We start from the raw sequence: 11,630 nt of genomic DNA, 5'->3' as shown, positions 1-11,630 counted from the left end.
CCATTTGCTGCTGCCCTCCCCCCTCCCCCCCCCCCCCCCCCCCCCCCCCCCCCCCCCCCCCCCCCCCCCCCCCCCCCCCCCCCCCCCCCCGGTGGCGGCGGGGGGTCCCGCACCCGCCGGGTTCTAGGTGGTGGTGACGGCCTGTTCCAGGAGGTCCAGGGCTCGGGTGAGGGTGGGCTGGTCGATGACCAGTGGGGGGAGGAAGCGCAGGACGTTGCCGTAGGTGCCGCAGGTGAGGGTGAGCAGGCCTTGGCGGTGGCAGGCGGCGGAGATGGCGGCGGTGGTGGCGGGGTCGGGGGTGAGGGTGTGCGGGTGGACCAGTTCCACGGCGAGCATGGCGCCTCGGCCGCGTACCTCGGCTATGCGGGGGTCCTGGGCGGCCAGTGCCTGGAGGCGGGGGCGCATGGTGGCTTCGATGTGGCGGGCGGCGGCGGGAAGGTCCAGTTCGTGCATGGTTTCGATGGCGGCAAGGGCGGCGGCGCAGGCGATCGGGTTGCCGCCGTAGGTGCCGCCGAGACCGCCGACGTGGACCGCGTCCATCAGTTCGGCGCGGCCGGTGACGGCGGCGAGCGGGAGCCCACCGGCGATGCCCTTGGCGAGGGTGATCAGGTCCGGCTCGACCTGTTCGTGGTCGAGGGCGAACCAGTCGCCGGTACGGCAGAAGCCGGTCTGGATCTCGTCGGCGACGAAGACCACCCCGGCGGCCGTCGCCCACTCGCGCAGCGCGGGCAGGAAACCCGGAGCGGGTACGACGAAGCCGCCCTCGCCCTGGATCGGCTCGATCAGCAGGGCGGCGACGTTCTCCGCGCCGACCTGTTTCTCGATCAGGTCGATGGCGTTCGCGGCGGCCGCCGGACCGGTCAGGCCCCCGTCGCGCAGCGGGTACGACATCGGCACCCGGTAGATCTCCCCGGCGAACGGCCCGAACCGGTGCTTGTACGGCATGTTCTTCGCGGTCAACGCCATGGTCAGGTTGGTCCGCCCGTGGTACGCGTGGTCGAAGACCACCACCGCCGGTCGACCGGTGGCGTGGCGGGCGATCTTGACGGCGTTCTCCACCGCCTCGGCACCGGAGTTGAACAGCGCCGACCGCTTGTCGTACGCGCCGGGGGTGAGGGTGTTGAGCTGCTCGCAGACGGCCACGTACGACTCGTACGGCGCGACCATGAAGCAGGTGTGGGTGAAGCGTTCGGCCTGCTCCCGGATGGCGGCGACGACGCGTGGGGCGGAGTTGCCGACGTTGGTGACCGCGATGCCGGCGGCGAAGTCGATCCACTCCCGGCCGTCGACGTCGACGACGATGCCGCCGCCGGCCCGGTCGACGTAGGACCCGATGACGCTGCCGACGCCACGGGCGACCGCGCCGGTACGCCGTTTGTGCAGGTCCTCGGAGTTCGACCGGGGGCGCGCTGCGCTGGTCATCGCCGGTCAGCTCTCGATGTTGTGCATGACGTGCTTGATCCGGGTGTAGTCCTCCAGGCCGTAGATGGAGAGGTCCTTGCCGTGGCCGGAGTGCTTGAACCCGCCGTGCGGCATCTCCGAGACGAACGGGATGTGGGTGTTCACCCAGACGCAGCCGAAGTCGAGCCGGCGGGTCATCCGCATCGCCCGGCCGTGGTCGCGGGTCCAGACCGAGGCGGAGAGGCCGTACTCGACGCCGTTGGCCCAGCGGACCGCCTCGTCCTCGTCGGTGAAGCGCTGCACGGTGATCACCGGGCCGAACACCTCGTCCTGGATGATCTCGTCGGACTGGCGCAGCCCGGAGACGACGGTGGGGGCGTAGAAGAAACCGCGTTCGCCGACCCGGTTGCCGCCGGAGTGCAGCTCCGCGTGGTCGGGTAGCCGGTCCACGAAGCCGCTGACCCTGGTCAGCTGGTTGGCGTTGTTGAGTGGGCCGTAGAGCACGTCGGGGTCGTCCGGCGCCCCGGTCCTGGTGTTGCGCGCCTGCTCGGTCAGGGCGGCGACGAAGTCCTCGTACACGCCGGGGCCGGCGAGGACGCGGGTCGCGGCGGTGCAGTCCTGGCCGGCGTTGAAGTAGCCGCCGACCGCGATCGCCTCGGCCGCCGCCGCGATGTCGGCGTCGTCGAAGACCACCACCGGTGCCTTGCCGCCCAGTTCCAGGTGGGTCCGCTTCAGGTCGGTGGCGGCGGTGGCGGCGACCTCGATGCCGGCGCGGGTCGAGCCGGTGATCGACACCATCCGCGGGGTGGGGTGGGAGACCAGGGCCCGGCCGGTGTCCCGGTCGCCGCAGAGGACGTTGAACACCCCCGGCGGGAAGAACTCGGCGGCGATCTCGGCCAGCAGCAGGGTGGAGACCGGGGTGGTGTCCGACGGTTTGAGCACCACCGTGTTGCCGGCGGCCAGCGCCGGGGCGATCTTCCAGACGGCCATCATCAGCGGGTAGTTCCAGGGTGTGACCTGGGCGCAGACGCCGATCGGCTCGCGGCGTACGTAGGAGGTGTGGCCGGCCATGTACTCACCGGCGGAGCGTCCCTCCAGCAGCCGGGCGGCCCCGGCGAAGAACCGGAACTCGTCCACCGAGGGCGGCAACTCCTCGTCGGCGGTGAGCTGCCGGGGCTTGCCGGTGTTGCGTACCTCGGCGTCGACCAGGTCGCCCGCCCGTGCCTCCACCGCGTCGGCCAGCTTCAGCAGCGCCCGCTGCCGTTCGGCCGGAGTGGTGTCCCGCCAGCTCTCGAAGGCGGTCGCGGCGGCGGTCATCGCCGCGTCGACGTCACCGGGCCCGGAGACCGGCGACTGGGCGAACACCTCGCCGGTGCAGGGGTCGACCAGGTCGACGGTGTGGCCGTCGATCGGGTCGACGTACTCGCCGTTGACGAAGTTGCGCAGCACGTGCTTGTCGGTCATTCGGGGTCTCCCTGCGGTGGCCTGCGCGCTGTCGTGGAGCGGGCGGTGTCGCGGCGGTAATCGCAACCCATCTGCCATCCTGGCTACTGAATTCGCGGCAGACAAGGCCTTGAGCGACTGTTTTAGTGCAGGGGTGTGGTCGTTTACGCTGCACTGCATGAAGGCAGCCCCGTTCTACGTCGCCGGTGCGCCGGCCAGTGGCGACGACACCGTCGTCGTCTCGCACCCGTACGACGGGCGGGAGGTCGGCCGTACCAGTCATGCCACCGCCGACCAGGTCGAGCGGGCGGTGGCCGCCGCCCACGACGTGGCCGCGACCGCGGCGGCACTGCCGGCGCACGTCCGGGCCGCCGCGCTGGACCACGTCTCCCGGCGCCTCGGCGAACGGGCCGAGGAGTTCGCCCGGCTGATCACGGCGGAGAGCGGCAAGCCGGTGAAGTGGGCCCGGATCGAGGTGACCCGGGCGATCTCCACCTTCCGCTGGGCCGCCGAGGAGGCCCGGCGGTTCTCCGGCGAGTTGCAACGGCTGGACACCGACCCGGCCGCGACCGGCCGGATGGCCCTGGTCCGCCGGGTGCCGCGCGGCCCGGTGCTGGGCATCACGCCGTTCAACTTCCCGCTGAACCTGGTCGCCCACAAGGTCGCCCCGGCGCTCGCCGTCGGCGCCCCGATCGTGCTGAAGCCGGCCCCGGCGACCCCGTTGACCGCGCTGCTGCTGGGCGAGTTGCTGGCCGAGGTGACCGAGCCGCACGGTGGGCTGCCGGTGGGTCTGTTCTCGGTGCTGCCGCTGCCGAACGAGCGGGCCGCCGAGCTGACCGGGGACCCGCGCCTGCCGGTGGTGTCGTTCACCGGCTCCGGGCCGGTCGGCGACGCGATCCGGCGGGCCGTACCGGACAAGCACGTCACCCTGGAACTGGGTGGCAACGCCGCCGCGGTGATCTGCGCCGACTGGGCGAGCGACGACGACCTCGACTGGGCGGCGCAGCGGATCGCCACCTTCGGCAACTACCAGGCCGGGCAGAGCTGCATCGCGGTGCAGCGGGTGTTCGTGCACGAGGCGCTGCACGACCGTTTCCTGCCCCGGTTGGTCGGCGCGGTCGAGGGGCTGCGGGTCGGTGATCCGGCCGACGACGGGACCGACGTCGGGCCGCTGATCAGCGAGAGCGCGGCGGTGCGGGTCGAGCAGTGGGTCGGCGAGGCGGTCGCCGCCGGTGGGGTGGCGGTGCTGGGTGGGCCGCGCTCGGGCAGTTCCCTCCCGCCGACGGTGCTGACCGGGGTGCCGGGCGGGGCCAGGGTGTGGACCGAGGAGGTGTTCGGGCCGGTGCTGGTGGTCGCCCCGGTCGCCGACGACCGGGCCGCGTTCGACGCGGTCAACGATTCGGCGTACGGCTTGCAGGCGGGCGTGTTCACGCACAGTCTCCAGACCGCGTTCGCCGCTCACCGTACGCTGCGGGTCGGTGGTGTGATCGTGGGCGACGTGCCGTCGTACCGGGCCGACCAGATGCCGTACGGCGGGGTGAAGGGCAGCGGCGTCGGCCGGGAGGGCGTACGCAGCGCGATGGACGACTACACCGAACCCCGGGTCCTGGTGCTCACCGGCATCGACCTGTAGGGATCGGGCCGGCAGCGGTCCGAAGTGGAGCAGTGCCGGTAGGGTCGCCACGGCGGATATGGGTGACCCAACGCGGGGTCGATCGTTGTGGGTGTTATGCCGAGCCTGGACCAGTCGCACGCCGAGTGCTGCCCCGACCGGTCCGACCCACCGTCGAGCCCCCGCGCCCGGCCGGGGTCGTGAGCCTCTTCCGTACGACGGGCCGGCTCGGCGACCACACGAGTACGCCCCGGGTCACCGTCCTGGAACTCCTCTTCGACGTGGTGTTCGTGTTCGCCATCACCCGGGTCGCCCAGCGGGTCACCGACGACCTCACCATCGCCCGCTCGAAGCTGTACTCCGAAGCCGGCCAGACCCTGTTGCTGCTGCTCGCGCTCTGGATGGTCTGGTACCTCAACGCCTGGATGACCAGCCGGTTCGACCCGCAGCGGGCCGACATCCAGCTCGTCGTGGTGGTGACCATGTTCGGCAGTCTGCTGATCGCGGTCTGCCTGCCGCAGGCGTTCGGGGACCGTGGTCTGATCTTCGCCTGCACGTACGTCGCGATCCAGGTGGGTCGCCCGTTGTACCTGGTCTGGGCGTTGCGCGGACACCACCGACAGCCGGCCTCGGTACGGATACTGGTCTGGTCGCTGGCCGCCGGCGTGCTCTGGATCTCCGGCGGGATCAGCGGCGGTGCGGGCCGGGCCACCTTCTGGGTGGTGGCGGTGGTGCTGGAACTGCTGGGTCCGGCGCTGCGGTGGCCGACGCCGCGACTCGGCCGCCCCGAGGATGCCGAGTGGACACTGGTCGAGGACCATCTCGCCGAACGTTACGTACAGTTCCTGCTCATCGCGCTCGGTGAGTCGGTCATCGCCACCGGAATCGCCATCAGCGTACGCCCGTTCGAGACCGATCGGATGATCGTCTTCGTCTCCTCGTTCGCCACCACGCTCCTGTTCTGGCGGATCTTCTTCTACCATGCCGGATTCGCCCTGGCACCGGCGCTGCACCGGGCCCGCAGCGCGATCAGGCTCAGCCAGTCGGTCAGCTACACCCTGCTCATCATGGTGGCCGGAATCATCCTCGCCGGGGTCGGGTTCCGGCTCGTCATCGACAATCCCGAGCCGCCGATCGACCCGGCCTGGGTGGCCACCATCTTCGGCGGGCCGGCCCTCTTCCTGGCCGGTCGGATCCGTCTCGAACGACAGCTGTTCGGCCGGATCCGCCGGTCGCTGTGGGGCGGACTCGTCGTGATGGTCGCCGCCGCGCCGGGAATGGTCTTCCTGACGCCGCTGGCGGCACCGCTCGGTGCCACCCTCGTACTGGCCGCGATGGTGGTGTACGAGACTCTCTCCGGGCGGCAGGAGATGGTCTCGAACCCGCCGCTGTAGATCGTCGTGACCGGGGCGGCCGGCGGGGGAGAGGTGCGCTCGGATGACCTGCGAGGACTGGCCACGAACGGTTGCCGAGGCGGAGGCGGTGCAGGACCGGTTGCGGCCGTTGGTCGACCTGGTCGGGCCGGGGCCGGCGCAGCCGCGTACGGTCGCCGGCCTCGACGTCGCGTACGCGCAGGACGGTGACCGGCTCGCGGCGGCGGTGACCGTGTTGGACGCGCGGACACTGACCGTGGTGGAGACGGCGGTGACCGTGGGTAGGGCCGCCTTCCCCTATGTTCCCGGACTGTTCGCCTTCCGTGAGCTGCCCGCGTTGCTGGACGCGCTCGGGCGCCTCGCCACCACCCCCGACCTGTTGGTCTGTGACGGGCACGGGCTGGCCCACCCGAGACGGTTCGGGCTCGCCTGCCACCTGGGCGTGCTCACCGGGCTGCCGGCGATCGGGGTGGGCAAGACCCCGCTGGTCGGCGACTGGGACCCGCCCGCCGCGCACCGGGGCGCCTGGTCGGACCTGCGCGACGGCGGCGAGGTCGTCGGCCGGGTGCTGCGGACCCGCGACGGGATCAAGCCGGTCTTCGTGTCGGTGGGACACCGGATGGACCTGGCCAACACCGGTGCCCGGGTGCTGGCCCTGACTCCGCGTTACCGGCTGCCGGAGACCACCCGCCAGGCGGATCGGTTGTGTCGGGTGGCGTTGGGTCGGGCACGGGCGGCGGACCTGGACTGATCCGGGTCGGGGCGGGAGATCCGGGACGGTCCGACCGATCGCCACACACGGTGACGTCAGTCGATACTTTCCGGAAAGACAACGATCTGTTGCTGACAAAGCACGTGCTGTGCGGGAGACTGCCTCGGGGAATCGGACAGGGAGGCACCGAATGGTCGTCGGATCACCACCCACCGTGCGACGCCGGCAACTCGGCCGTGAGCTGCGCAAGCTGCGCGAGGCCGCAGGCTTCAAGGCGGAGCAGGTCGCCCTGGAGGTGCGTTGCTCACCCTCGCGGGTGAGCCGGATCGAGACGGCCCGGGTACGGATCACGCCCGGCACGGTGCACGAGCTGCTCGACGTCTACCGGGTCGAGGGGGCCGAGCGGCAGCGCCTGGTCGCGCTCGCCCGCCAGGCCCAGGAGGCGGGCTGGTGGCAGGCCCACAGTGATGCCCTGACCTGGGAATACTCGACGCTCATCGCGTTGGAGCACGACGCCACCGAGCTGCGTACGTTCGAGTCGTCGGTGCTGCCGGGCCTGCTCCAGACCGAGGAGTACGCCCGTACCGTGCTGCGTAAGACGTTGCTGGAACAGGCCGGGGACGCCGCCGAGGAGAAGCTGGTGGTCCGGTTGGCCCGGCAGCGGATCCTCACCCGCGCCCAGGATCCGGTCCGGCTCTGGGCGATCCTGGACGAGGCGGTGTTGCGCCGGCAGGTCGGTGGGCCGGACGTGATGGGGCCGCAGCTTCGTCACCTGGTGGAGATGTCCGGGCGGCCCAACGTGCAGCTCCAGGTGCTCCCGTTCGACCGGGGCGCGTACGCCTGCAACACGGGACCGTTCCTGCTGCTCGGCTTCTCGCTGCCGGACGGCGGGGACGACGGGGGCGAGCCGGCCGACGGTGACGTGGTCTACGTGGAGAACGAGGCGGGTGACATCTACGTGGAGAAGGAGCCCGGCCTGGCCCGTTACCGGATGGTCTTCGACAACCTCCGCGCCGATGCCCTGACCTGCGACGAGTCGAGGGAATGGCTGGTTCGGATGGCCGCCGAACTGCCGTGACCCGCACGCGCGGTGACGGCGCCGTGGCAGCCGGGGCCGGGGTGGACGTGGCGGGACACGGTAGCCTGTCCGCCGTACCCCAACCGGAAGCGGCGAGGTGATCATCGTGGTACGGCGCGGCGCGGTTCGGTTCGCGACTGTCTGCACGCTGCTGGTCGGCCTGGTCACGATCGGCGCGGCACCGGCGTTCGCCGACGACGAGGACTCGGTCCGGCTCGGCTCGCCCGGCAGTTTCACCGCCGGTGGTTCGCCGGGCTCGGTCACCGTGTCGGTGACCAAGCGGTCCCGGGGCTGCGTATCGGCCCGGACCACGTTGCTGATCCAGGCGCCGGGGCTCTCCGCCGACGACGTGGTCGTGCTGGCCGCACGCGATGGCCGCTGGGCGGCGGTGCCGGTCTCCGGTGACGGCGACGGGCTCCGTACCGGCCGGGTGGCACCGGAGAAGCCCGAGCTGTGCGAGCGCAAGAGCGTCTCGGTCCGTTACCGGGTGGGCTTCGCCGCGGGTGTGCCGGCGGGCCGGGTGAACATCGTGGCCGAGGCGTACACGGCCGGCGGCGACCTGATCGCCCGCGACGCCGAGCAGCGGAGGCTGAACGGGGCCAGGGGCACGCCCACCCCGACCGGCCGGTCGTCGAAGTCGGCCAGTCCGAGCCCGACGCCGGAGGAGACGACGTACGCCCCCGAGCCGGACCCGACCGAGGTCGTGGCCGTCGTGCCGACCGGGCAGCCCGGTCTGGGGGCCGGTGCCGGCGCGGGTGACGGTGGCGGGATCGGTTCCACCGTGATGGTGGTCGGGATCGGCATGGTGGCGATCGGGATCGCCCTGCTGGTGCTGTTGCTGCGCCGGGCCAGGGGTGGTCGGGACGAGCCGGGTTCCGGCGGTACGCCGTACGCCGGTCCGCGTCCGCCGTTCCCGCCGCCGGCCGGTGCGGGAGGCGACGCCACCGTGGTGATGCCCCGGATCCGCCCCTGAGCCCGATTCCGGCTCGGCTACTCCGTCCCCGCCGTCCGAAATCCGAGCTTCACCCCGCCGCCCGACCACGCTGAGCATTGCCCGGCAACCGGCCTTGCGCCCGGCTCGGGGCGTTGGCTCCGATACGCTCAGGCCGTTGGTGGCGCATGACTGAGGAGCGAGACCGTTGTCTGATCTGTCCCAAATCGTCAAGGCGTACGACGTCCGCGGTACCGTCCCCGACCAGTGGGACGAGCGGGTCGCCGAGGCGTTGGGCGCGGCCTTCGCACAGGTGGTGCGCGAGGACCCGGGCGACGGCCCGACCGGCGACCGGGACACGGTGGTGATCGCCCACGACATGCGGGCCAGCGGCCCCGGTCTCGCCGCCGCGTTCGCCGCCGGGGTCCGATCCGAGGGGATGTCGGTCATCGACACCGGCCTCGGCTCCACCGACCTGCTCTACTACGCCTCCGGCAGCCTCGACCTGCCCGGTGCCATGTTCACCGCCAGCCACAACCCGGCGCAGTACAACGGGATCAAGATGTGCCGGGCCGGTGCCCGGCCGATCGGCCAGGACAGCGGCCTGGCCGAGATCCGCGAACGGGCCCAGGCCCTGCTCGACAAGGACGAGTCGCACCCCGCCGGCGAGCCGAGCGAGCCGCTGGAGCGTCGAGACCTGCTCCCCGAGTACGCCGCCCACCTGCGCAACCTGGTCGACCTGAGCGCCATCCGCCCGCTGAGGGTGGTGGTCGACGCCGGCAACGGGATGGGCGGCTACACCGTGCCGGTGGTGCTCGGCGACGCCGTGCTGCCGGCCCTGCCACTGACCATCGTGCCGCTCTACTTCGAGTTGGACGGCACCTTCCCCAACCACGACGCCAACCCGCTCGACCCGGCGAACCTGGTCGACCTCCAGGCGGCGGTCCTGGAACACGGCGCCGACCTCGGGCTCGCCTTCGACGGCGACGCCGACCGCTGCTTCGTCATCGACGAGCGCGGAGAGCCGGTCTCGCCGTCCGCGATCACCGCCCTGGTGGCCGTACGCGAGCTGGTCAAGCACCCCGGTTCCACGGTCATCCACAACCTGATCACCTCCAGTGCGGTGCCGGAGATCATCCGGGAGCACGGCGGGAAGCCGCTGTGCAGCCGGGTCGGGCACTCGTTCATCAAGGCCGACATGGCCCGTACGAACGCGGTCTTCGGCGGGGAGCACTCGGCGCACTACTACTTCCGCGACTTCTGGTTCGCCGACACCGGCATGCTCGCCGCGATGCACCTGCTCGCCGCGCTCGGCGAGCAGGACCGTCCGCTGTCGGAGTTCGCCGCCGAGTACGAGCGGTACGTCTGCTCCGGCGAGATCAACTCCACGGTCACCGACCAGGCGGCGAAGCTGGCCGAGGTCAAGCGGGTCTACCAGGGCGCCGAGACCGAGGAGTTGGACGGGTTGACCGTTCGCTTCCCGGACGGGGCCTGGATCAACCTGCGCCCCTCCAACACCGAACCGCTGCTGCGGCTGAACGTGGAGGGACCGAACCGGGAGCGGATGACCGCGCTCCGTGACGAGGTGCTCGACCTGGTACGCCGATAAGATCCCGTGCGCCGGCCGGAACGCCGATCCGGCCGCCCGGATGACGTGGAAGGAGCCGCATCGTGGCCCTTGATCCGCAGTTACTCGAGATTCTCGCCTGCCCGGACACGCACCACGCCCCGCTCGACTATGACCCGGTGGGCCAGACCCTGACCTGCACCGAATGCCAGCGGATCTTCGAGGTCCGCGACGACGTACCGGTGCTCCTGCTCGACGAGGCCCGCGGCGGTACCGCCCAGGAGGAGAAGTGATGGACGCCCACGCCGGCGTGAGCGGGCGACGGGTCCCCGACGAGGGGCTGCTCGACGACGTGGCGGCGCTGGCCGAGGCCGATCCGGGCGGCATGCTGCGGTTCACCGCGTCGGCCGGCGCCCAGGTACGCGAGTCGGCGGCGCTGGCCGCCGAGGCGAACCTGGGTGTGCTGGCCGACGAGGGTCGTCCGCGCGCCGTCGTGATCGCCGGCATCGGCACCGCCGGACGTACCGGTGACATCCTGGCCACGGTCGCCGGTCCGCGTTGCCCGGTGCCGGTGATCGCGCACCGCAGCGCCGGGGTTCCGGGCTGGGTGGGTGCCGCCGACGTGGTGATCGCGGTGAGTGCGTCGGGGCGCAGCCCGGAGGCGCTCGGCGCGGCCGAGGCGGCGGCCCGGCGCGGGGCCAGGCTGGTCGCCGTCGGTGCCCCGGACTCGCAGCTCCAGTCGGTGGCCGAGGGGGTCCGGGCGCCGTTCATCCCGGTGCCCCGGCGGGCGCCCGCGCGGGCCAGCCTCTGGGGTCTGACGGTGCCGGTGCTGCTCGCCGCCCGTGCGCTCGGGCTGGTGAAGGTCAACGAGGCGGACCTGGCCGAGACTGCCGCCCGGCTGGACGCGGACGCCGACCGCAGCCGGCCCACCGCCGAGTCGTTCGTCAACCCGGCCAAGTCGCTGGCGCTCGGGCTGGCCGGCTCGGTGCCGGTGGTCTGGGGTTCGTCCCCGCTGGCCACGGTGGCCGCCCGACGGTTCGGCGACACGCTGTCGGCGAACGCGCGCTACCCGGTGGTCGCCGGTGCGCTGGGCGAGGCCGGTCGGGGTCGGGTGGGGCTGCTCGACGGGGTGTTCGGAGGGCTCGCCGAGTCGACCCGGGACATCTTCGCCGACCCGGAGGAGGAGTCCGACGGTACCCGGTTGCGGGTCGTGCTGCTGCGCGATGGCGGTTTGAACGCCGAGGATGACAGTGACGAGCCGCTGGCCGTCGAGGAGCGGCGGGCGGACGCGTTGCAGACCCTGGCCGAGCGGCGCGGGGTGCGCTGCGACGTGGTCACCGCCGAGGGTGGTTCGGCGTTGGAGCGGTTGGCGTCGCTGATCGCCGTACCCGATTTCGCGTCCGTGTACCTGGCACTGGCCCATGGGCTCGATCCGATGGCCGTTCCGGCGGTCAGCGAGATGAAGGAGCTGTCGAACCCGTGAACGCGCAGATTGGCCGGCAGGGGGTGCCCG

10 protein-coding genes are annotated in these 11,630 nt (G+C 72.1%); 8 read left to right on the top strand and 2 right to left on the bottom strand.

Going from position 1 to position 11,630, the window contains the following annotated elements; translation table 11 throughout:
- Positions 1–123 precede the first annotated feature (123 nt).
- Both gabT and ACZ6QQ_RS09700 read right to left on the bottom strand, forming a co-directional pair.
- The gene (gene gabT / locus ACZ6QQ_RS09705; protein WP_465875512.1) at positions 124–1,422 is read right to left on the bottom strand and encodes a 4-aminobutyrate--2-oxoglutarate transaminase; all 1,299 of its coding nucleotides are present in this window, start codon (positions 1,420–1,422) and stop codon (positions 124–126) included.
- Between the two features lie 6 nt (positions 1,423–1,428).
- Entirely contained in the window at positions 1,429–2,865 is a 1,437-nt protein-coding gene (locus ACZ6QQ_RS09700) for a gamma-aminobutyraldehyde dehydrogenase (protein ID WP_465875511.1), read from the bottom strand.
- Between the two features lie 157 nt (positions 2,866–3,022).
- On the opposite strand from ACZ6QQ_RS09700, the gene ACZ6QQ_RS09695 reads away from it, so the two are divergent.
- From ACZ6QQ_RS09695 to ACZ6QQ_RS09660, 8 genes are all read left to right on the top strand, one after another.
- A complete protein-coding gene (locus tag ACZ6QQ_RS09695; protein ID WP_465875510.1) occupies positions 3,023–4,477 on the top strand; it encodes an aldehyde dehydrogenase family protein in 1,455 nt (484 codons plus the stop codon).
- Between the two features lie 179 nt (positions 4,478–4,656).
- Complete coding sequence (locus tag ACZ6QQ_RS09690) at positions 4,657–5,850, top strand: low temperature requirement protein A (protein ID WP_465875509.1); 1,194 nt, start codon at positions 4,657–4,659, stop codon at positions 5,848–5,850.
- Positions 5,851–5,893: 43 nt separating this feature from the next.
- Complete coding sequence (gene nfi / locus ACZ6QQ_RS09685; RefSeq protein ID WP_465875508.1) at positions 5,894–6,580, top strand: deoxyribonuclease V; 687 nt, start codon at positions 5,894–5,896, stop codon at positions 6,578–6,580.
- A 151-nt stretch (positions 6,581–6,731) separates the two neighbouring features.
- Complete coding sequence (locus tag ACZ6QQ_RS09680) at positions 6,732–7,619, top strand: helix-turn-helix domain-containing protein (protein WP_465875507.1); 888 nt, start codon at positions 6,732–6,734, stop codon at positions 7,617–7,619.
- 97 nt (positions 7,620–7,716) lie between these two features.
- Positions 7,717–8,592: a hypothetical protein gene (locus ACZ6QQ_RS09675; protein ID WP_465875506.1), complete on the top strand. Its 876-nt coding sequence runs from the start codon at positions 7,717–7,719 to the stop codon at positions 8,590–8,592.
- Between the two features lie 166 nt (positions 8,593–8,758).
- Entirely contained in the window at positions 8,759–10,159 is a 1,401-nt protein-coding gene (locus ACZ6QQ_RS09670) for a phosphomannomutase/phosphoglucomutase (RefSeq protein ID WP_465875505.1), read from the top strand.
- Between the two features lie 62 nt (positions 10,160–10,221).
- Positions 10,222–10,410, top strand: a complete 189-nt coding sequence (locus ACZ6QQ_RS09665; RefSeq protein ID WP_465875504.1) for a Trm112 family protein — start codon at positions 10,222–10,224, stop codon at positions 10,408–10,410.
- The gene (locus ACZ6QQ_RS09660) at positions 10,407–11,600 is read left to right on the top strand and encodes an SIS domain-containing protein (protein WP_465875503.1); all 1,194 of its coding nucleotides are present in this window, start codon (positions 10,407–10,409) and stop codon (positions 11,598–11,600) included. The genes ACZ6QQ_RS09665 and ACZ6QQ_RS09660 overlap by 4 nt, the downstream gene beginning before the upstream one ends.
- Positions 11,601–11,630 lie beyond the last annotated feature (30 nt).

The organism is Micromonospora sp. NPDC049529 (assembly GCF_055586685.1).
This window is presented reverse-complemented; position numbering and strand designations above follow the sequence as displayed.